24 protein-coding genes are annotated in these 20,960 nt (G+C 55.1%); 11 read left to right on the plus strand and 13 right to left on the minus strand.

The genetic code is table 11. The features are described 5' to 3' along the window. Window positions 1-260: 260 nt before the first annotated feature. From EGH25_RS08505 to EGH25_RS08515, 3 genes are all read right to left on the minus strand, one after another. Entirely contained in the window at window positions 261-866 is a 606-nt protein-coding gene (locus tag EGH25_RS08505; protein ID WP_266087593.1) for a hypothetical protein, read from the minus strand. Between the two features lie 606 nt (window positions 867-1,472). After that, a complete protein-coding gene (locus EGH25_RS08510) occupies window positions 1,473-1,976 on the minus strand; it encodes a PIN domain-containing protein (RefSeq protein ID WP_266087595.1) in 504 nt (167 codons plus the stop codon). Further along, entirely contained in the window at window positions 1,973-2,269 is a 297-nt protein-coding gene (locus tag EGH25_RS08515) for a UPF0175 family protein (protein ID WP_266087597.1), read from the minus strand. The genes EGH25_RS08510 and EGH25_RS08515 overlap by 4 nt, the downstream gene beginning before the upstream one ends. 158 nt (window positions 2,270-2,427) lie before the next feature. Between EGH25_RS08515 and EGH25_RS08520 the strand changes: the two genes are divergently transcribed. Next, window positions 2,428-2,616: an HVO_A0114 family putative DNA-binding protein gene (locus EGH25_RS08520; RefSeq protein ID WP_476729813.1), complete on the plus strand. Its 189-nt coding sequence runs from the start codon at window positions 2,428-2,430 to the stop codon at window positions 2,614-2,616. 759 nt (window positions 2,617-3,375) lie between these two features. After that, window positions 3,376-3,576 carry a hypothetical protein gene (locus EGH25_RS08525; protein ID WP_266087601.1) on the plus strand — a complete coding sequence of 67 codons (201 nt, stop codon included), beginning with the start codon at window positions 3,376-3,378 and terminating at the stop codon, window positions 3,574-3,576. Between the two features lie 46 nt (window positions 3,577-3,622). Here the strand turns inward: EGH25_RS08525 and EGH25_RS08530 are convergent, their stop codons facing one another. Beyond that, window positions 3,623-4,039, minus strand: coding sequence for a DUF7405 family protein (locus EGH25_RS08530; RefSeq protein ID WP_420841096.1), 417 nt, complete (start codon window positions 4,037-4,039; stop codon window positions 3,623-3,625). Window positions 4,040-4,151: 112 nt separating this feature from the next. Here EGH25_RS08530 and EGH25_RS08535 point away from each other — a divergent pair, with 112 nt between their 5' ends. Beyond that, entirely contained in the window at window positions 4,152-5,195 is a 1,044-nt protein-coding gene (locus EGH25_RS08535; protein ID WP_266087605.1) for a hypothetical protein, read from the plus strand. Between the two features lie 12 nt (window positions 5,196-5,207). Continuing rightward, window positions 5,208-6,059: an aldo/keto reductase gene (locus EGH25_RS08540; protein ID WP_266087607.1), complete on the plus strand. Its 852-nt coding sequence runs from the start codon at window positions 5,208-5,210 to the stop codon at window positions 6,057-6,059. A gap of 15 nt (window positions 6,060-6,074) precedes the next feature. Here the strand turns inward: EGH25_RS08540 and EGH25_RS08545 are convergent, their stop codons facing one another. After that, the gene (locus EGH25_RS08545; protein WP_266087609.1) at window positions 6,075-7,289 is read right to left on the minus strand and encodes a hypothetical protein; all 1,215 of its coding nucleotides are present in this window, start codon (window positions 7,287-7,289) and stop codon (window positions 6,075-6,077) included. 186 nt (window positions 7,290-7,475) lie between these two features. On the opposite strand from EGH25_RS08545, the gene EGH25_RS08550 reads away from it, so the two are divergent. After that, window positions 7,476-8,807 (plus strand): outer membrane protein assembly factor BamB family protein, encoded by a 1,332-nt coding sequence (locus tag EGH25_RS08550; RefSeq protein WP_266087611.1) that lies wholly within the window; start codon window positions 7,476-7,478, stop codon window positions 8,805-8,807. A 50-nt stretch (window positions 8,808-8,857) separates the two neighbouring features. Here EGH25_RS08550 and EGH25_RS08555 read toward each other — a convergent pair whose 3' ends face one another. From EGH25_RS08555 to EGH25_RS08565, 3 genes are all read right to left on the minus strand, one after another. After that, window positions 8,858-11,929, minus strand: a complete 3,072-nt coding sequence (locus EGH25_RS08555) for a hypothetical protein (RefSeq protein ID WP_266087613.1) — start codon at window positions 11,927-11,929, stop codon at window positions 8,858-8,860. A gap of 104 nt (window positions 11,930-12,033) precedes the next feature. Beyond that, window positions 12,034-13,137 carry a hypothetical protein gene (locus EGH25_RS08560; protein ID WP_266087615.1) on the minus strand — a complete coding sequence of 368 codons (1,104 nt, stop codon included), beginning with the start codon at window positions 13,135-13,137 and terminating at the stop codon, window positions 12,034-12,036. 52 nt (window positions 13,138-13,189) lie between these two features. Continuing rightward, entirely contained in the window at window positions 13,190-13,975 is a 786-nt protein-coding gene (locus tag EGH25_RS08565) for a hypothetical protein (protein ID WP_266087617.1), read from the minus strand. Window positions 13,976-14,189: 214 nt separating this feature from the next. Here EGH25_RS08565 and EGH25_RS08570 point away from each other — a divergent pair, with 214 nt between their 5' ends. Then, the gene (locus tag EGH25_RS08570) at window positions 14,190-15,056 is read left to right on the plus strand and encodes a hypothetical protein (RefSeq protein WP_266087619.1); all 867 of its coding nucleotides are present in this window, start codon (window positions 14,190-14,192) and stop codon (window positions 15,054-15,056) included. A 1-nt stretch (window position 15,057) separates the two neighbouring features. Here EGH25_RS08570 and EGH25_RS08575 read toward each other — a convergent pair whose 3' ends face one another. Continuing rightward, complete coding sequence (locus tag EGH25_RS08575; RefSeq protein ID WP_266087621.1) at window positions 15,058-16,371, minus strand: outer membrane protein assembly factor BamB family protein; 1,314 nt, start codon at window positions 16,369-16,371, stop codon at window positions 15,058-15,060. Window positions 16,372-16,523: 152 nt separating this feature from the next. On the opposite strand from EGH25_RS08575, the gene EGH25_RS08580 reads away from it, so the two are divergent. Together EGH25_RS08580 and EGH25_RS08585 are read left to right on the plus strand one after the other, a co-directional pair. Beyond that, on the plus strand, window positions 16,524-17,228 hold the full coding sequence (locus tag EGH25_RS08580) for a tetratricopeptide repeat protein (RefSeq protein ID WP_266087623.1): 705 nt from the start codon (window positions 16,524-16,526) through the stop codon (window positions 17,226-17,228). Further along, complete coding sequence (locus EGH25_RS08585; protein WP_266087625.1) at window positions 17,225-17,518, plus strand: DUF424 domain-containing protein; 294 nt, start codon at window positions 17,225-17,227, stop codon at window positions 17,516-17,518. The genes EGH25_RS08580 and EGH25_RS08585 overlap by 4 nt, the downstream gene beginning before the upstream one ends. Here the strand turns inward: EGH25_RS08585 and EGH25_RS08590 are convergent. Then, entirely contained in the window at window positions 17,515-17,718 is a 204-nt protein-coding gene (locus EGH25_RS08590) for a hypothetical protein (protein WP_266087627.1), read from the minus strand. The genes EGH25_RS08585 and EGH25_RS08590 overlap by 4 nt on opposite strands. A gap of 177 nt (window positions 17,719-17,895) precedes the next feature. On the opposite strand from EGH25_RS08590, the gene EGH25_RS08595 reads away from it, so the two are divergent. Continuing rightward, window positions 17,896-19,140 carry an RNA-guided endonuclease InsQ/TnpB family protein gene (locus EGH25_RS08595; RefSeq protein ID WP_266087629.1) on the plus strand — a complete coding sequence of 415 codons (1,245 nt, stop codon included), beginning with the start codon at window positions 17,896-17,898 and terminating at the stop codon, window positions 19,138-19,140. Between the two features lie 7 nt (window positions 19,141-19,147). Here EGH25_RS08595 and EGH25_RS08600 read toward each other — a convergent pair whose 3' ends face one another. Both EGH25_RS08600 and EGH25_RS08605 read right to left on the minus strand, forming a co-directional pair. Further along, window positions 19,148-19,321: a hypothetical protein gene (locus EGH25_RS08600; protein ID WP_266087631.1), complete on the minus strand. Its 174-nt coding sequence runs from the start codon at window positions 19,319-19,321 to the stop codon at window positions 19,148-19,150. Beyond that, window positions 19,322-19,546, minus strand: coding sequence for an AbrB/MazE/SpoVT family DNA-binding domain-containing protein (locus EGH25_RS08605; RefSeq protein WP_266087633.1), 225 nt, complete (start codon window positions 19,544-19,546; stop codon window positions 19,322-19,324). A 190-nt stretch (window positions 19,547-19,736) separates the two neighbouring features. Here EGH25_RS08605 and EGH25_RS08610 point away from each other — a divergent pair, with 190 nt between their 5' ends. Next, window positions 19,737-20,033 carry a DUF433 domain-containing protein gene (locus EGH25_RS08610; RefSeq protein WP_266087635.1) on the plus strand — a complete coding sequence of 99 codons (297 nt, stop codon included), beginning with the start codon at window positions 19,737-19,739 and terminating at the stop codon, window positions 20,031-20,033. A gap of 2 nt (window positions 20,034-20,035) precedes the next feature. Next, window positions 20,036-20,362, plus strand: coding sequence for a DUF5615 family PIN-like protein (locus EGH25_RS08615; RefSeq protein ID WP_266087637.1), 327 nt, complete (start codon window positions 20,036-20,038; stop codon window positions 20,360-20,362). Window positions 20,363-20,435: 73 nt separating this feature from the next. Here the strand turns inward: EGH25_RS08615 and EGH25_RS08620 are convergent, their stop codons facing one another. Beyond that, window positions 20,436-20,960 (minus strand): hypothetical protein, encoded by a 525-nt coding sequence (locus tag EGH25_RS08620; RefSeq protein ID WP_266087639.1) that lies wholly within the window; start codon window positions 20,958-20,960, stop codon window positions 20,436-20,438.

Consider the following 20,960-nt stretch of genomic DNA (forward strand, 5'->3'; position numbering starts at 1 on the left):
CCAGTCTACACGACCGCTTCGGATTAAGGTCTTTAACCCGGGTCACGGTCGGGAAACCACACTACGTGATGTAGCAAGTTAAGCGTGTTGACGGGCTTCACCCTCGGGGTCAAGCCCCGAGGCACTCGCCTTTCCCCGCCTGTAGATGGACTGCCCAACCTCCGAGTAGACAGACAGGTGGCTCTACTGACTTTACGACGGTTTCGAGTTCATTTTTAGAGAACTCTGTGACGTCGTTGACGTAGTAATGTCGCACCATTTCAGTTTTCCCCGTGGTATTTAGCTATGAGCTTCTCGGCGGCTTGCGTACATGGACCTCCTTCATTAAGCAAATCAAGTATCAGCTGAGGGGTAGAAACTACTTGGAAATCACCCAATTGCTGGGAGTTGTAGAAGACGTGTTCATCGGTGACACGGATACGCGTATTCCCTCCGCCTATCAATCCCTTGTTCTCTATCAGTTCTTGCCACTCTTCGGTTTCAGTTGGGTCTACGTAGAAATCGGTGGTGGACACGAAGAGAAATCCCTGAACCAGGTTTTCGGCTTTATACGTCGTAAGCCTATACGATAACTCGGTATCTTGGAGAACTTTTTCGGGGTTCTGTAGTGAGACCTCTGTCTGGTTAGGATTGATTCGTATCTCAAGCCATTCCTCATAGAGCTGGGCTGGATCAAGAACCTCTGTGTCTTTGAGTAGCCCATTTTTTTCAAGCTTTTCGGTGTATTCTCTACACCACGGCTCGGATACGTCAGCTTCTTTTGCCACTTGATACTTGGTTATCTCTTCACCGGTATGGCAGAGTAGAACCCGCAGTATCCGTTCTTTCTTGTAGCCGCGTTTGCGTTCGGGTTTCCTGAGGAGCATATGCATAGGTAGTCTCGGATACTTATAAAGTTAGCCTATGCATAGGCAGTTGTAAGCCTTTAAATAGCTAACCTATGGTGGGTTGGGAGAGTTAGTTCAATAGGTCGCCATGATGCATTCAATTTCGACAATGATATTGACGTAACGGATTCAATCAGTCCCGATTATGATCCGCCACAAGCATTGATGGAAATTCGAGGAGGGAGGAAGTCAGGTTTCATCGGTGGTGGTGAGAGGCATGATATCTACTTAAACAATGTTGTTTATCAGGGGGATGTGCAAGAACTTTGGCTAGGCAAGGCAATTTTCAAAAAAGGAGAACACGATCTGAAATACCAGGTTTCCTGTAAGGAGCATGGACCCAGAAGCGGAAAAATCTCATTTAGGGCCACCGACGAGAGCCTTGAGATAACCAATCGAAAATATCCCACGTATCGCCGGGCATTGAAAACCCGCTTGATGGGAAGAGTCGAACGAAGAAGTAGAGAATATTGATGAAGATGACGTTGAGTTTAGTTTTGAGGTTCGCTGACTGCGTCAATCAGTCGATATAGTAGATACTCGGAGACGGCTGTCAAACAGCGGACAAACTATTCACGCAAAAGACTACTCCGCCGCTTCATCGATTAACGTCTCAGCCTTCCTGAGTAGGCTGGCGCTGAACCGCGCCCCGACCTCGTCCATAGCGACGACGAGATCCTTCGCCTCCTCGGGCTCGAGAACCCCTGTCTCCACGGAAGCGACGACAACACCGACGGAACCGGAGAGCGAGATTCCGAGAGCCTTACACGCGTTCCTGAGAGGCTTGTCGTCCGTGACCACGACAGCCTCATCGTACCCCGTGGCGAGTGCGAGGAGCGCGGCGTCCCCGCGCGGCTCTCCGTCCCTGCCGAGTCTCTTCATAGCCTCCTTGACCTGCTCCTCGTCGGCGGATTCGACGCGTATCCATCCGTCTCGTGCCCTCTCCAGTTCGGACCGTGCAGGCTCGTCCTGTATCTCATCGGCGACTAACTCAGGCATCACAACGTCTCCGTCGAGTTCCTTGAGAAGGTAAAGCGCGTCAATCTCAGCGAGGGTTATCAGGACGCTCGCGTCCACAAGTATCTTCATACGAGTGACTCTACGTCGGACTCCAGATCCGTCTCGTCGTAGTTCGAGAGAACGCCGCGGTCGTTCGCCTCAGCCATCATCTCGGAGACTGTCGTCCCGACGAGTTCGGCAGCGTCACGCATACCTATTTCGCCCTCCTGGTAGCGTTGAAGCGCGATACGGACGAGTTCATCCTTCGCGCCGCCGCGTACCGCGATACGTATAGCGTCACTCCTGCTCACACCCATCTCGTCAGCGAGGCGCTCCACCATATTTATCTCGTCCTCGTTCATCCGGGTGGTCACGTTCTCCATATACGATACAATGTAGTGCAACGTATTAAGAATTCGGCTACGTTTACGATTGAGTATGAGAGTGCGCACGCGGAGGTCGAGAATCGGTTTTACCTGAGACACCTAGGAGTCCACGCTGAAAGCCCACCCCTTTAGGGGTGGGTTAGCTTACACGCACAATAGCGCGTGAAGATCCGGGGAGCATACGCGAGTTAGCGCGTCTCGTCGATCGCGACGTGCGACAGGTACACGACGCGGTGACGGAGCTAGGATCGCTCGGTCTTGTCGAGTTCCAAGAGGAGGGACGAGCGAAAAAGCCGACGGTCTGGTACGACAGCATCTCTGTCGACATTCCCGTCGCCGTTTAGGTTTCTGTAAAGAAATCGACGGCCGGTCGGCTTTGAGTCCGTATACGCTACGACGATAGGGGTAACGGGGTATCGCCCTTCATACTAATCTCGAGGTCGTGTAGTGGAGAAGTAGTGGCTACGCTGTTTAAACCAGTAGTGGAGAGCAATTGGGATGAGCTTGTTCGGTTGGTGATTTCAAGTGAAGGACCCCAACCACCTATGTCGATAATTTGGAAGATTGCGGATTGTAAAAAGGTACAAAAACCTTTATTTATTCACGGATACTTAGACATGGTTGAGGACGCAAGTCAAGTCCTTGCCTCTGTGGCGGGGCTTGGCTTGGAAAGCATGTGCGGTCACAGCGCACGTGTGTTGACGTCCGGATCTTTAATTTATAACTGATTAAGTAGGTACTGCCTGACTGTATCGGATTCAAGACGGTCAACGAGCATTTCAAGGTTTCCGCTTCCCCAGCCCTCAGTATCTAGTGGTCGCCTATCTTCAATCCAAGCGGCAGCTCTATCTTCTTTTGTCAGCTGACGACGTCTGTTTCGGGTTCGGAGCTCGTATAGAGGTCGAGGAGGATCATGGTCGGAGACCTTCCAAGATTGATCTATCCTTCCTACCGAGTAATCAACCTCCTCCACTGCTTGGGTAGATGGGTACGTTACCACGGGCGAGTACGAAGAGCGCGGCACGTACAGCCGTTCCCGTATCTATGACCACTGGGAAGGCTGGGAGGAAGCGGTCAAGGACGTTCTCGGGGTTGAGAAGCCGTTGGGTTTCAGCGACGACGACGAGTACCTAACCGCCAAAGGTACGACGAGAACGAGGACAAGGGTCGCTCATATAAACGACGGGGGCGCTCCAGTCTGTGGTAACTATATCTCAAAGGAGGACTTGGTAGGTATATCGGACGAGGAAGAGCTACAGAGGAAGGGTTTGGATGTCTGTGAGAGATGCGAGAGGAAGCTCTGATTAGATCAGTCGCTGATTTCGTGATTGATATGTAAGTGGTACCGAATCATGTCGTAGAAGGAGAAGGCGGTAGAGCGCGTAGCTTACGCGGAGGGACGACGTACGTAGCGCGGTTCGGCGCTTCGAAGAAACCGAGTATACCGTTGCGCTCGGGTTCTACGTTGAGATGCTCGCCGCGCATCGCTTCTTGCATCTCAACGAAGTCATCGATGCTCTTCATGAACCCGACGAACTCCATATGCGCATCCCCCGCGCTCGTCGAGTTGAAGTCTCTGCGTAGAACAGTCGCCTGAAAGTCGTCATCACGGGCGGCGGCGAGCTTCTGTGCGTGTCCCACAACGCCGCGGTCGCGGGCGTCCTCGTCTGCGGCGTCCGCCATCTCCTCGTTCACACGGCTCGACGCGGCGAGCGACTGTCCCGTCTCGCCGACCTTCTCCTTGTCGTGGCGCGGGCTGTACATCATCTCGCTCACGTTCACCGTCGATAGTACGATTCCTACGGGGGCGGAAGTACTGCGCACGTTTCGTGATAGATACGCCGAAGGGCTTTTGTTCAGCCGGAAAGTAGGCGGAGGTATGGAAAGCAGACGGTTGGGTGTGCTTGTCGCTCTTGCGCTGACGGTTTCTGTGGTAGCTGTGGGTGCCGGGTATATCTCAGGCGGAGGTTCGGGCGAGGCTCCGGAAGGCGAACCGCCTGATGATATCTACACAGGTCCTGAGGACCTAAACGCGAGCAACGGAAACGCATCCAGCCTCGGTTGGTTGTGTGGAGCGGGTGCGACGGACGCGTACGGAAACTACTCGCCGGACTCTTACGCGGACTACGACTACGAACTCGCAAACAGTTCGGATGGACCGACCGACGAGAGGTATGTCAACGTCTACGAACCGGGCGAACCGCCCGAATGGATACCTGAGAGCGAGTTCTCTATGGAGAACCACAGAGCCGGAACGTACGAGGTGACGCGTTACCCGAACGCGGAGCCTACGCAGGAGGATCTCGACGCGGCGTGGAGGCTGTACAACCGGAGCTTCGAGGCGGCTAAGGAGAACGGGTGGTTTGAGTTTGAGGAGGCGAAGGAGGATGGGTACAGTAAAGAAGGGGCTCATCGCCATTGGTCAAATGTCGAGAATATTTCCATGCATGCTGAAGAAGATATTATACCTGGGATCCCAGAGAACTTAGTATACTATCAAGATCCCGACGGAGAAGGTAAGATATTAGCCGGATTCATGTACCACAAGCCGATAGGGTCGGATGTGGAGGGGGAACAAGTAGGCGGTTCACTAACCGTCTGGCACTATCATCCACAGAGAACCGCGAGGTATCCTGAATATATGAGGAGGTGGGTTTCCTCAAACGATGACCTAACTGGGGAAGAGGTATTCAATTACCTAGGTGCTGACTTTGAGAGCATCGAGGAGTACGAAAAAGAGCGCGACAGAACATCCGAGATGATGCATGTTTGGTTTGTGAGGCATCCGGAGGGTCCGTTCGCTACCAGTATGTCCGTACCACAGAGTTCGTTAAAAGAACCGGAGAAGATGAATCAGAAAAGATTTAATCGGTATGCTGCGCAGGCGGGTGAAAGCGATAAACAGACAGTGTTAGAAGAGTGATTGGAATTCAGTATGAAGATCCCGAAGGTAGGTATAGGTACGTGGCAGGAAAGTAAGTATCAGAAGAATATAGTAACCAAGCAAACCGGATCTGAGGGACAGTCAATTTATCTTCATAAGAACCCAGATGGTCTCGTAGAGGATCTCCAACAGGCGCTTGAGATCGGATATAGACATATTGACACAGCACAGATATATGGTCTTGAGGATTTTGTAGGGGTAGCTATAGATAATTCTTCGGTAGATAGGGACAAGTTGTTTGTTTCAACCAAGGTCTGGAGCACAAATCTCGGATATAAAGAGGTGATAAGCAGTACGCGTACATCTCTTTCCCGTTTGGGTTTGGAATACATTGACCTACTATACATCCATAAGCCGTCTTCCAGTTACGATCCGTATGAAACCCTTCGCGCTTTTGATGAGCTTTATCAAGATGGCGTTGTACGTAACGTTGGAGTCTCAAACTTTACTCCTGAGCTTGTGATTGAAGCAAAGAACTACCTAACTGCTCCTCTTGTAGCGAACCAGATAGAAGTACATCCGCTGTTACCTCAAGAGGAAATGGTCAGCTTTGCGGAAACGGAGAATGTGACTATAGTCGCATACTCACCCTTAGCACGTGGCAAGGTATCTGAGATCACACAGATAGAAGAGGTGGCGAAAAGGCACGGTATCAGCGAGGCACAAGTTACGCTCGCGTGGCACATAGAACGCGGAACCAAACCCATCCCTAGCTCGTCTAGTGCTGAACATATACGCGAGAATCTGAGCTCTACCAGTATTAGTTTAGATGGCGAAGATATGAGAAAAATAAACTCAATAAGCGAACGCGATCGAATTATCGATACTGACCGCGATCAGTAAATGAGGTAGATATCTTCACTCACACCCCTCTTCCCTTTCGCCACCGGTAACCCTGTTAACATCCTGCAACATCTGATGTCCGTCGTTCAGTTTTTTTATTTTTCCTTCAATACCGCTAAGATATACTCCGGGCAGTCCGTACCCCTCCGTAGCGAACGGTAGATATGCGAATCTACCCTCGCCTTCGTATTTTAGCTCTTCATCATCTTCGTCATATATGAAGTTCATCTGAGCGTCAAACGGTAGATCGAATCCGGTTACCCCCTGTACTGTTCTTTTTGCGGCTGACATCTGTGGATACTCTGTTTCACCATACAGGTCACGGACGGTAGCGGTGTTCCCGATAATCTCCTTTAGATCCCCTGACAAGGGACGACCGGCGTTGATGAACAGATCCAAGTCCAACTCCCCTCTTCTCATTGAGATCCCTACCTTGCCTATGGTAAGTAACTGGGCTGGACCTACGACCACGCTGTACTCCGCCGAGTTTATGTGTTGTATAATGCGCTCCGCCTCTTGTTTAGCCTCTTTCGCACCTCCTGTCTCAATACTCTTTATACTCACCAGAATAGGATCCATACCCACAGTAGTTCTGAACTCTTGAATCGCCATCTTACTCAGCTCTTCGTGTCCACCTTCCATGACGGAAACTGAGTTCGTTCTCTCAGGCTCCAACCCCTCTTCGTCGATGATCTTGTGAACCGTATAGATGTTCTGCATCAGATAGGTGGCGGCGTCGTTTCTGGTCATGCTTCTAACCCATGGGTCGCCTGTTGTCCCTGAGGTATACAGATCAAGAAGAGGCTCTTCACCGTGATCTTCGACCCACCGAGGAACCAAGTAGTTCTGATCTTTTTTCTTTTCGTCTATCCAACCACCCTCGACGCTGTACTCTTCACGTAGGTCTTCTTTACTCAGTACCGGTAGCTTCTTTCTCTCTACGATGCTTTCTATACTCGGTACCTCCTTGTTCAGTACTTCAACGTCAGAGGCATCTATCCGTTTGTTATGCTCTTTCTGATAGTAACTCTCTACTACCTCCCTTGCGCCAGCCGAGTCGGATATATTCGATAAGAAGGTACCGAGCCATCCGTCTGCAATCTTCTTCTGTTCTTCCAAACCGCTCACCCTCAACTCGCTTATCTCGTCAGCATCTTGTTTATCCCTCAGTGTATCCAGATACTCTCCGGGAGAGGGATTGGTGTCGCTGACTAGTGGTTTTGTCGACATAACGCGCTTACGGAGTAGATGGGCATAACACTTACGCTGACCTCAGGGTATGGGTACAGCCATACTGATTGAGTATGGATTAGTATAGACTCACCGCTTGTTCCATAGACATAGCTTCAATGTGTTGTGTTCAGTTATCCGATTCAGGTACCAAGGTTTTTATATAACCGAATCGTAAGGAGTCCGATGGACGATGAGATGACGGAGCGTGTAGACAGTATATCACGCCGTGAATTAATTCTGACGGCACTCGCTTCCGGCAGTCTTTCCGGATGTATAGAGTCAGGCGAGGACACTGGCTCAGATACGGTTGGTGTAGGCTCGCAGGGTGGGACAGAATCCGGAGAGGTTAATCCAAATAATCTACTTCCCGATCTTTCTTGGGAGTTTGAGACACAGGGTAAGGTCATGGGGTCACCTGCAGTTACAGATAGTTCAGTCTACGTAGGTTCGTTTGACGGCTACTTGTACGCACTTGGGGGGGTGAGGGGGGACGGACTAGATGAGGTAGAGTATACGCAGTTCGGTTATAATCACCGGAACACCGGCTCTGTGGACGCTACACCACCGACAGAGTTGGAAGAGAGGTGGAAGATATCGACCGAAGGGGCGGTGTATAACGCACCCGCTGTTGTTCAAGGAAACCTATACTTCGGATCAGAGGATAGGTATTTTTATTCTGTTTCTGCAGAAACCGGAAGAGAAAACTGGAAAATAGATGCTGGAGGTGTCGTGGCAAACGCATCACCTACTGTAGTGGGAGAAGTGGTCTACTTTACTTCCGGTCACTCCGGCGTTGAAGGTGTCAAGCCTAACGGGCGTATTAATGCGGTTAACTCAGACACCGGGGAGTACCTGTGGAGAAAGGAAAGGGAGGGTTCTATAGCTTCGGCTCCCACGGTGCATAACGGAACCCTCTACCACGGGTGTCAAGATGAGAAACTCTACGCTGTTGATGTAGAGTCAGGTAAAGACATGTGGAGTTTTCAGGCGGATGGTGTCTTTTGTGGTTCGGTACCTGCTGTAATGAACAACATCGTGTACGCGGGTTCCGAGGATAACTCGATGTACGCGCTCAACGCCGATGACGGTAGTCTTGTCTGGGAGTTCGAGACCGGTCACATCATCGTGAGTAGCCCTGTTGTGACAGAGGAGGCGGTCTACTTCGGTTCGTACGATGATAACCTGTACGCGGTTGACCCGGAGACGGGCGACGAACTGTGGCGGTTTAACGCCGGGAGTTCTATATTCTCCTCGCCCGCGTACCGCGACGGAGTCGTCTACTTCGGTACCGAGAGCGGCTGGCTGTTCGCCGTAGACGGTCGGACGGGCGAGGAAGTCTGGTCTATAGAGCAGTCGGCGGACAGGCACCACGCGGTAAAGAGTAGTCCGGTCGTCACCGAAAACATGGTGTACTTCGGAACCGAAGGAAACAGCGTTTACGGTGTACGTAACAGGTCGGTGGGCGAGGAGGAGTACGAGGAAAGCGAGAGTACGCTTACTATCAGAAACGGGTAGTTAGTACCAAGCGTTTCTCCGACCTTTTTATCAGGTTGTACCGTAAAGCTCTATCCGCACGGGTCCGTCGTGTCCTTGTCGTCAGTAGTACCCGCGTCTATGGTAAACCCAGTCGGTCCGACAATTTCACCCTCCCCACCGTTGCTTATCTCGGGTTGTCCGCTGTCCTCGTCAATGTCCCAGTCGGGGTTGGCGTTGTCTGCGTCGCCTTGGTAGTCGTCACAGATGGCGGTGTAGGTGAGTGAGACGCCGTTCTGTGTACTTCCGGAGTCTATGGTGGCGGTGGTCGTATCAGAACCAAAGATGTTATTTTCCAAGCCGGGGTCAGCCGTTCCGGTTATATCCAGATCAAGCGCCGTCGTATCACGGACATCGGCGTTGTTGGTAACGTCGACGCTGACGGTGAGGTCGTTGTCGCCATCGTCACCGTCCGCGACCGAGATTCCGTTCGTAACCCCTCCCCCGCTGTACGAGAAGTCCTCGGGGTGGTCGGTGCTGAACGTGCTGTCAGTAACGGTATAGTACGGAGTTTCAATAGTGAACGGGTTGACGGTAGCCGTTAACGTGGGAGCATTCTCGGCGTTGAGTTCATCGTCGGGGTCAAGTGGTTGCCCTGTCTGGGTTACGGATGCGGATTCGTCTGGGGAAAGCGGTCCGAACGACGGTCCGAGCTCCGTCGTAGCCGTCTCAACTATCTCCGTATCCGCAAAGTCGTCCGGACCATCAGCACCACCCTCGTTGCTAATACTGATGTCTATGTCGACGTCCTCAGCATCTGTTCCGGGATCCGTGTTTCCTATCTGGGGTGAGTTGGGTGTTACGCCCGTCACGCTGATCTCGTAGAACGGCGCGTTGAGCGTCGTCGTATCCGTCCCGCTACCCGGAACAACCGCAGGGTCGCCCTGCTCTAACCTACCGCGGACTGACATGCTGTCACCGTCCTCGTTGTTGGGCGCGCCGGAGTCGCGGTCTATGTTCGTCGAGAGCGTGACAGTCTGTGTGCCCGGACTGACGGAGACACCCGTCTGACTGTCGCGCTGGCTGAACCCGCTACCGGTTCGATCTATATCGAGGTAGACGTCGCCCGATATGGCGCTGTTCGCGTTCGATCCCGCGGTGTTCTCTATGACGACATCGGTTCCCAACGCGTTGTTGTTCGTCCCCGCGCCGCCCACGTCGACGCTGTTGTCGGCGTTGACGTTCACGAGCTGTAACTCGGGTGCGAGTATCTCCTGTTCCTTCTGACCAAGCCCTGTGTTGACGGTATCGTTCCCGGTCGAGACGACGTACGCGTAGCTGTCCTGTGAATCGCCGTCGGTCGTCGCCCATTCGAGGTCTACGGTCGTCTCGTCGGGTCCTCCGGCGCTACCGTCGTCGGCGGCGAGTGAGACCGACCGCGTGTCACGCTGTACGACGTTGTCGTTCCCGTCGACGGTCTCGAACACCACGTTCTGTGTACCCGACTGCACACCGACGTTGTTGACCTTGACCGTGACGTTTGCCGTTTCGCCCTCCGTAACCTGACTCTGCTGGTTACCGTTGAGACCCCCTGTGTTCGTATCCTGTATGCTAAGCTGGAAGTTCGGCGTGTTCGACAGCACGGTGAAGCTCCCGGAGATATCCGCGGTGTCGTCCGTGGCTACCTGTGCGGTGTAGCTTCCCGCGTCACCCGAAGATGTCTGCCATGTGAAAGGCGGTGCGTCGGTGCCGTCGAAGTCGCGCGTGTTCCCGCCGGGTATCTGTGCACCCGTCGAGGAGTCGGCGTTGGCTACCTGTACGAGGTTACCCGAACCGTCGAGTATGTTGAGGACGATATCCTGATTACCGGTTATCGTCCCCGTGTTCTGAACCATGGCGTCGACGTTCACCGCGTCGCCCTCTGCGATGTTGGTACTTGTGACCTGTACACCGCTAACGTCGTAGAACGGTGCATCGCCGATGGTAGCCGTGGCTGTCGAACTGTCGTCGGGGCTTTCGACAGTAACGTCGTAGAAGCCGGGTGACGCACCCGCGTCGACGGTGTCGCTAAACGTGACCGGATCTATCCCACTACCGCTTCTCGAAACGGACTGACTGTCCTCCCAGATGATATTGTCGTTGTCGTCACGCATCGTCGCCGTAACCGTACCGTCCGTGAAATCCGCACCCGGATTCTCGATCGTGGTTTCGACATCGAGCGTGTCACCCGGACCGACGCCCGTATCCTGAACATCGTCTATGGTGACGAACAGACCCGGACCGACGATGGGGCACGAGCCTTCGGCGATATCGAGGTTGTCCTTGTCCTGTATATACTCGATGCTCAGGTCGAACTCCCTCAGTTCGTTCAGTTCGCTGAACCTCAGGAAATGTGCGTTGGCGTTGGCGTTCTGAATATCAAGCGTACCTCCGAAGGAGCCGTCGACTATAAACTGACTGCCCGGGTCGTCGCTGGTAAAGAAACGCGAACTTCCGAACCTCGGTCTGTCCCCACCGATGAGGTACTGTCCGAATATCTGCTCGTTGCTCCCATCGCCCCTGTACCTGTCGTTTATGATAAGGTCGAGGTTGAATCCGTCGACCGAACCTCCGCCGAGATCTATCCTGTCCGCCTTTACGTCGGTGAAGCCGATGGTTGCGTCACCGACGGTCAACGGGGTGGAGACGTTCGATTCGTCGCGTGTGATAATGATACGGAACCCTGCCATACCGGGGATAGCATCGGGGACTTCGATATCCTTCGTAAACGATAGCTCGGCGTTCTCCGGTATCTGTGCGTCGAGTAGTTCGAGATAGACCTGTGGCAGAACGCTCTCACCAACCTCAGGGTCGGGGCTTGGGGGATACCCCGCCCTCGTGTCGGGGCAGTTCGACGAGCCCCCTGCACCGGGGTATATGTAGAGACCTTCGCCCGTCGCCTCGTCTATCTGGAGGTTGAACCCGCCTACGTCCGAAACACCGATGGGCTGTATGAACTGCTGAGCGAAGGCGGCGCTCGTCAGAAGGAGGTAGACGATTATGATCACGACGACGAGGCTCGCCGTCGCGGTTACGAGGAACCGTCTGCGCGACGTCTTACCCTCAGGCGGTCTGTCGTTGGAACCCCACCAGCCTCCCCCCTCATCCTCGTCATCGTCGCGCAATCAGACCAACCCCCGGTTAGCGCCGTATCCGTCTCTCCCGGAACGACGGCTAACGGGATACACCGACCGCACACGACCTTCGGTGAGGCGTTCCTGTACCATGGTTATCTATGTACGTCGTCGTACGAGCCTTGCGACTCTGTCCCGCCCGTCGGCTTCTGACCGGGGCTACAGTCGTCGTCGCCGTCGGGATTTCCGTCACACTCGAAACCCTGACCGACGCCGTGCCTGTACGTCTCGTCACCCGCGCGCACAACCGGCTCCTGCCAGTTAGCCGAACCCGACCTCGTGTTCGAAGTATCGAGTACGCGCGACCTGTCCGCCCCTTTACCGTGCCTTATCTCAAGGTATCCGTCCTGGATCGTGAGTAGCTTGTCGTACTCCGTTCCGCCCCCACTGCTCGCCGGGGACTGAACAGCGCGCGCGTAATGCGTTCTCACCATAAAGTTGTACAGGGTCAGATCCAGCTCTTTTATGAAACCTTGTGTAAGGCTACCGTCTTCTATAAGCGAGAGGCACACCTCTATACCGCTAAGGCCAACCCCAGTGCACGTATCTTGCTCCGGGTCGTCGACCCAGTAGTTGGTTGCTGTCGGGCTGAGTTCAAGGTCGGGAAGAAGAGACCCTGTGTTAATACTCGCCGTTTCGACGTTGAACTCACCCGCGCTAACCTCTCCGCCGTACAGGAGTAGGTCACAGCCGTCCCTAAACCCGTTGCCGCCGCCGCATGTAGCCGACGGATTCCGCGCATCGCCCTTGTCAGTACGGCTCTCCGTAACGAGGTTCGCCGTCCCCGTCCCTATCCAGAGATACACGTCGGCGTTGTCTTCGGTCGGCGAAACCGACGTATCCTCGTACTTCCAGCTCTTGTACAGGAAGAAGCTGTCCGCAGGGTCGAGGTTGTTTATACCCAGAGGTACGGCTTCGTCGGTGTCGACCGGTCGTCCCGGCGGTAGGAATGTGTCGGGTGCGTTCCCGACGTTGAACGTCGTAGCTCCCTGACCCGAAAGCCGTCCGACACCCAGAACTATACCGCCACGGTGCGCCTCCGTCGGGAACATACAGTTACCAAGACTCGTGTCACAGTGCGTCGCCTCGGCGTTCTGCACCAACGAGACCTCCGGGAGACCGTACACGGAGACGGCACCTACACCTACGGCTAACCACACGAAGAGCACGACCGTGAGACGTTTCTTCGAGTACGTCATACCCTACCTCCGAAACGTGCGCTCTTACCTACGTCCGGTTTTTCCTTGTACATTACTGATCCTCCACAGGGAGACAGTCGAAGTAACCCTCATCCCTGTCGCTGTTGAAGTTGTTGTCCGTGGGTTCGTCGTACCCGAACAGGTTGTCTCCATCGGGCGGTCTGTAGAAGTTCTCAAGCCCGTTGTCGGTCGGGAACGATATATCCAGCTCTATCGCCGATAAGCCACCCGACTCAAACGTTATCTCACGCGCCGTGAGACCGTGTAGCCAAGCCGCGGCGGCGTAGTCCTCGTCAACCTTGCTGGCTACCAGACCGTCACGGTTCAGGACGGGGGGACCGAACCCCGCCTTGAGGTAGAACTCCCCCGAACCCGGACCCCATTTTTCGTTCGTTACCTGAGTCTGATCCTCCGGTGGTTCTTCAGCCGGTTCAAACGAGCCTACCGGAGGACGCGCCTCCCTTATCAGAACGTTCCTCAGATCGAGCCTGTCGACGAACAACTGCGTTACGAAGAAGGTTATCTCTTCGCCGTTTATACTGCTACCGCTACCCTGACTTATCTCTATACTCATCCATCTGTCGGAAAGATGTGGTAGCTTTATATCCTTCCTCGCCGTGAAACCATCAACGTTCGCCTGCTGAAGGTCGATGGCTATCATAGGTCTGCTCTGACAGACGGGCGTATTCGCATCGATAGGCTGACCCGTGGACGAACCCTTGACGGGGTACGCTTCCGCAACCTCGCCGCTGAACCCATCCGCCTGAAAGTACAAGCCTCCTATACCGACGACATCCGCGAGCGGAAGGTTTGCCAGAACAGCAGGTGTCGCAAACACGTATCCAAGAACCACCACGGATACAATAAAGGATACGAGAAGCGTAGTGGCGAACGCCGACCTGCTATATACCATGTATCACGAGTAGTACGGATTCGTACCAATATAAAACTTCGGTTGGGCTACCACGGTACCGGCGGTCGTGGGAGACGTTACCAACCGCATATCCCACTACCACAGTTTTATATAAAGTTAATCACTATACCCACAAACGATGGATAGTAGGGGCGGTATGGAGGATGATGGATACGGGAACATACCTCAGGTGGAGGGGACAGATAGCCCGCAGTCCTCCGTTTCGAGGACGAGGTTCCTCACAGCATTTCTAACATCTATAGCACTCCTCGCGCTTCTTATCCTCATCGTCTCGCAGGGGTTCGTGTCAGCACAGACGGGTGCCGTCGTAGGCGGAGCAGGCGGTTTCTACGCAGAGATAGACCGTTTAGAGGCTCAGGGGGCGTACATATACCCGGCTGTCGGGCAGACGGCGACCTGTCCGAGAAAGGAGGACGGAAGCATAGTAGAGCGCCCGACAGGGGACGGACGGTTAGGGGACGGGGATACGGCACTCCCGTTACTCCGTGTGGATTTAAGGGACGCGTCCATACCCGCCGGGAACCGGGTACGTTTCATAAAAGCCATAAACACGCCAAACCTCCCCGTGGGGATAAGCTCGTTCTCAATAACGATTGAGCAGGGAGCGAGTCCGGGACGTACAACCCTCGACAACACATCGATTCTGGTCAGGGAGATATCCGGGGACAGGCTTGACTTAGGCGAGGTGTTCATAAACGAATCACGTACAAAGACAGCAAGCGACAACCCGACCGGCAGAAACTCGACGTTCGGTCCATCACCGACAGGCTATCTTGACAGTACGGGTAAACGTAGCATGCCGTTCTTGGGTGAGTTCGTCGTCAAAGGCGAAACGGCTACGATAGTAGGCGGCGAAGCCATAGCCCACTACGTTTCGTTCAGCAGGTTCAGGATAAGCGATGTTAACATAAAGCTTGGATACAACCAGAACGAGGAGTACGCACCCGACGAAGGGTCAGTTGGCGGTCCGGGATGTCCGATCTGAGCTACGAACGCCGTATGTACCCGACGGCTCCAAGCTCCGCCCTTGAGCCTTGACCCGATGCATCGACATCCGTCTCAACACCGTACACGGAGCCGTCGAAAGAGCCGAAATAAACCGTACCGTCGATCAGAACGGGGGAGGAATGTACGTTACCGCCCGTCTCAAAGCCCCATACCTCTTCGCCGTCTTCCGTATCCAACGCATACAGAGAGCCGTCGTACGAGCCTACGTACAGTCTGTTCTCCGCCACCGTCACCGACGAACGTATACGTTTACCACCGTCCATACCGATGTTCTCGGTGGTAAGCTCGTCTAACCCCCCGACAACGCTCCGCCAGACCGTCTCACCCGTCTCCGTATCAACCGCGTACACGGCACCGTCTTCACATCCATGGTATAGCGTACCGTCGTACACCGTAGGCGAGCCACGGACGGAACGGGGTCTGTCAGCCGACCACACCTCTTCACCCGTCTCCGTATCGATAGCATAGACGGTCGAGTCCTCCCAAGACGTCTCTCCGAGGTACATCCTTCCGCCCGCAACCGTGGGTGTGGACGTTGAGGGCTGGCTGTGCTCAAAGCTCCATACCTCCTCACCTGTCTCCGCGTCAACGGCGTGCGCGTCCTCCTCCGAGGTGAAGTACAGGACGCTGTCCTTGAGTATAGGCGATGAGATAACAGCCCCGTCGGAGTCGAACGACCACTTGACCTCCCCGGTGCCTGCATGTATACCGTACACGGAGCCGTACGCTTCCCTCCTAAACTCTGTGTCACCCTCTTCGTCGACGTTGGTGGCGAACGAGTGGGATCCTTCTGTCCCGAACTCAACGGAGCCGATATACAACGTGTTGTCGGATACGACCGGAGATGAACGTATCCCACCGCTCACCTCAAAGCTCCATCTCTCATCGCCATCCCCCTTACCCAGACAGTGAACCGTACCGTCGTTGGTTCCGAAGTATACGAGCTCCCCGTCAACGGTTGCGGTTGAGCCAACCCCTTCGTCGGTACCGAACCTCCATATCTCCTCCCCCGTCTCGGCGTCGAGTGCGTAGAAGGGCGACGGCGTATCGTCAGCCTGAACCGCGCCGTCGAATATGGACTGATACGTACCGATGTACACAACACCGTCCGAAACGGTTGGTGAGGCTCTTATCTCGCGTTCCGTACCGTGTTCCCAGATGGCTGTTCCGGGAGCCGTGTCCCTTTTGACAGACGTCTGAGGATTCTCGTAACCGCCAAACAGAATCTCGTATACTGACTCGGAGAAAGGTAGTGTATATCCGGCTCGTTTGATAAACTCACGTCGCTCCATAGAGATGACTAACGTTCGGTATTATTTATACCTTCTGGCGCTGGAAGACAGGGGTGGTACCCGGCTGAAGTTATGAAGGAGAGGTACCACCAACAACGTTCCCGGTAAAGCGTAGTGAATAGACTTTAGACGCGCGAACCCTTACCGACCGTATGACCGACGAACCCTTCGACGACGTATACGACGACAAGTTCGACCTTGACGACCAAGTCGAGATAGACGGAATAGACCCCGCCGACTCGCGTGTCCTTGACGAGATGGTCGAAGGAATCGACGAGGAGGATGTCGACGTTGAGGGACTCATCGAGGCGGGTGTGGGGTACGTCTCCATAAACCGTTACGAACAGGCGGTCGAGGCGTTCGAGCGCGCCGTCAAGTTCGAACCCGAGAACGCCGAGGCATGGGTCAACAAGGGGTTCGCGCACGCCGAGATGGATGAGTACGACCGCGCGATAGGCGCTTACGACGAGGCTCTGCGCGTCGAAGACGAGGAGTTCGATGTCGAGGCGCTGGTCAACAAGGCGTACGCCGAGTACGAGTCTCACCGCGGTAATCCGCTTGAGACGGTCGAGCGCGCTCTGGAGAAGGACGAACGTAGCTCCGAGGCTTGGTACAACAGAGCGGTCTTCCTCAACGAACGCGGGAGCCACGAGGACGCACTCCGGTGTATCGACAACGCGCTGTCGCTCGGACAGCGTGGACCCCGTGCGCTCCACGAGAAGGCGCGTGCGCTCGAAGAACTCGGAAGGTACGACGAGGCGGAGGAGATACGTGAGACGGCGCGCGAGGCTGAGGAGGAGGAGATAATGAGCGAGGCGCGCGAGGGACTCGAAGGGGAGGACAGCCTAAGCCTGTGATAACGCTGGAGACGTACGAGACGGAGCAGGGTCGTATGGTCGCCTCCGCGGACACGGCGCTCGTCGGCGACGTGTACGAGGAGGACGGTGTACGTGTCGATGTCGACCCCGAGTTCTACGGTGAAACAGCCGCAGACCGTGGTGATGTGATGAAGGCGCTCCGCGGCGCGTCGATAGCCAACCTCGTGGGCGAGGACGCCGTCGAAGCGGGTGTGGACGCCGATATAGTCGACGAGACGAACGTTCTACGTGTCGACGGCGTGCCGCACGCACAGATGGTGCGGCTTTAGCTCCGCTCCTCTATCTTCACCCTGTCTGAGAACGTGTCGTAGGCGTTGTCGCTCGAAACTACGGCGTCGTCCCGCGATTTAACGAGATGGACCGCGTCGAACGGCGTCATCCCTTCGTTTTCGACGTAGTTAGCCGCGGCTAAGACATCGTTCTCACCCCCTCTGACCTCGACGAGTTCCGTGGCGTTCGATACGGTCATAGCGGATACAGCGCGGAAACCCACCCATTCACGGGTGGGAGGAAGCGTATACTGAGGGAACCTCAGTATGCACGCAAATCTCCGATTTGCGAACGCGTAAGCTCCGTGCATACAATCACCAGCCACGACAAGGCCGACTCCCCAACGCTTTTGAAGAACCAAGCATACATATGATATATGGAGAAGCGGCGTACTGTCCCCGTCAAACTTGATGTGGACAGTGACGACGATGCACTTCTCCGCGACACCGTAGACGAGTTTCTGTGGGCTGCCAACTACGTGACACGCCACGCTTTCAAAGGCGAGTACGTCACAACCAGCAAAACGACACTCCACGACGACACCTACGAGGACGTGCGCGACGAAACACGGTTACACAGCAACCACGTCCAAGCCGCCCGCAACAAGGCCGCCGAAGCCTGCAAGAGCGTGGTCGAAAAATGGAAGCAGGGCAAGCAAGCGTCGATGCCCCACTTCACCAGTCCACACCTCGTCTACGACCACCGTACCGCCACCTTCCACGGCGACTACGTGAGTCTTGCCACGGTTGATGGCCGAATCGAAGCCGACTACGTGTTGCCTGATGAGGAACGTGACACACCCCACGCGGAATACTTCTTTTCCGACGAGTACGAAACGACAGGGGCAGAGCTGCACTACACCAACGGGAACTGGATGCTCCACATCCACTGTAAGAAAGAGGTGGAGTCCGTCACTCCAGAACAGGATGCCACCGAGAACAGAACAGTTCTCGGGGTTGACCTTGGCGTGAACAATCTGGCCGTCGCTTCAACGGGCACGTTCTGGACTGGTGCTGAGTTCGACCACTGGCGGCGTGAGTACGAGAAGCGACGTGGAGACTTGCAGGAACACGGCACGCGATGGGCGCACGAGAATATGCAGGCAGTCGGTCGCAAAGAGGAAGGCCGGTTCAAGCAGACGCTCCACCGTATCAGCAACGAACTGGTGGCTGAGGCTCTTGAACACGGGTGTTCGGTGATAGCGTTTGAAGACTTGACCGATATTCGTGAGCGAACTGGTGCGTCGTGGGGGCACAAATGGGCGTTCAACCGCCTCTACGAATACGTCGAGTACAAAGCCGAGGAATGCGGCATCGACGTGAAACAGGTTGACCCTGAGAACACGAGTCGGCGTTGTTCACAGTGTGGATTTACGCACCCGGACAACCGTAAAAGCGAATCGTTCGAGTGCCTGAAATGCGGCTACGAGAACCACGCCGACTACAACGCCGCGAAGAACATCGGTTTGCGGTATCTCCGCCGGAGCCAGACCGACTCCGGTGGAGGCGCACCCGTAGGCGTGCGCTTGAACAGCGGGATGTTGAACGCGAATGGAGAGTATGAACCTCCTGCCGACGAGTCGGTCAGAGCGGGAGTCCACGCTGAAAGCCCACCCCTTTAGGAGTGGGTTAGCTTACCAGAGCGTCTTTCTCCTCCCTGTACGCGACGACCATCAGCTCAACCAAGGTGTATTCGGAGGTCCAGAGCCGATCCCGGTTCTCCTTGTAGACCTCCTCCGCGCCCTCAGACAGCCAGTCGTCGTCCTTGATGAGGGCGAGTAGAAAGTCGGTTTCCGCGTACATTCAGTTACCCGCTTCTTCGGTCATCGTCTCCCGCGCACTCCGCTTCAGCTCCTCAGCCGACCCCTCGGATTCGTCCCATTCCTCCCTGAGTTCTTCGAGCGGGTCCTCGGGAACCGGTACAAGCAGGAGCCTGTCCCCCAAGTCCACTATCTTGTACCTCTCTCCGTGTTTCTCCCGGTACTCCTTGGGGAGGTAGATGCGCCCGTTATCCGTGGTTGTTGTCATTAAACCTGATTAGTTCCATAGAAGGTTATACTTTGCCATCAAATTCGTCGAGGAGCTACACGGAGCGTCGATAGCGAACATCGTCGGCGAAGACGCCGTCGACGCCCGGTTCGACGGCGTGCCGCACGCGCAGATGGTTAGGATGTAGACGGCGACAGGCTTTTACTGATTCCTCATCTATACTTAACCGATGAAACAAAAGAGCCGTGGCATAGTCCGCGACGACGGGGTGGTAGGCGGGGAGCCACGTATCGAAGGAACAAGAGTCACAGTCCTGCGGATAGCCGGACTCGTTGAGGGAGACGGTCTTTCGGCGCAGAGCGTTGCGGACAAGTACGGTGTTGATGTCTCAGACATCTACCGCGCTCTGACCTACTACCACGACAGTCCGGAAGAGATAGCCGAAGTCAGGCGCGAACGGCGTGAGGCGGAGGAGGAAGCCGCTGAGAGGGAAGATACGGTAAGGCTGTCCGAACTCCGCGGCTAAGCATGACGTACCGGGTCGTGTGCGACGAGAACCTTGAACCTCAGGTGGTGCGGTATCTGGGAAAGCAGGGGCATGAAGCTGTCTATGTACCTGATGTCCTCGAAAAAGGTGTGTCTGACGCTGAGATAGCACGGTACGCAAGGGGAAACAGCTACGCCGTCCTTACGAACGACACGGACTTCCTTGATGACGACCGTTTTCCTGAACTGAAGGTGCTGTACTACGGAAGTTTGCAGGATTCAGCGTACGAGATTGCGGAAGCGGTCGACGAGGCTGGCGAATACTTCCCGGAGCACGAGAGTCTACCTCAGGTACTCTGGCTCGATTGACCCGCTCCGTGGTAAGTCTTAGGAAGGGTGCTGTTCAGGCATGCCCGTGACCCGTCCGCTCACGGGGACGGATCTAACCACGTCTCCTCAGGAGCAGATAGACGAAGCCCGCGGGTATGGAGACGAACCAGACGAAAGAGACGGGGACGTAAAGCCACCAGTACGACGGCGGTGCGTAGCCCTGAGAGCCGAGACGTCTGGCGTCGTAGTAGATGCCAAGAGGGAGGAGGAACCAGACCGTGAGGAACAGAAGCCCGAAGACGGCGTCCGACAACGAGTTAACCGAAAGCACGAGAAAGACCCATCCGAACGTCGAGAGGGCTACCGCCTTGTGCCAGCCGTTGCTCGGCGGCTTACCGTCCGCCTCGTCGGTCTTACGCCGGCTTGCGTCGCCGGACGTGCGGTCGTCGTCACCGCCGAACAGCCTTCCCACGGATACCGACCAAAGCCTTCTGAGGATATACCACGGCTTGAGAACGTAACTGCGTACGTACGCTACGGCTCCGTCGGCGGCGGAAGAGCCGTCCGTCTCCTCGCCGTCCGAACGTTTCGTAGCACCGTACCTTTCCATGATCGGGTCGTCATCGTCGGGATCCAT

Source organism: Halorutilus salinus (assembly GCF_026242195.1).
Taxonomy (GTDB): domain Archaea; phylum Halobacteriota; class Halobacteria; order Halobacteriales; family Halorutilaceae; genus Halorutilus; species Halorutilus salinus.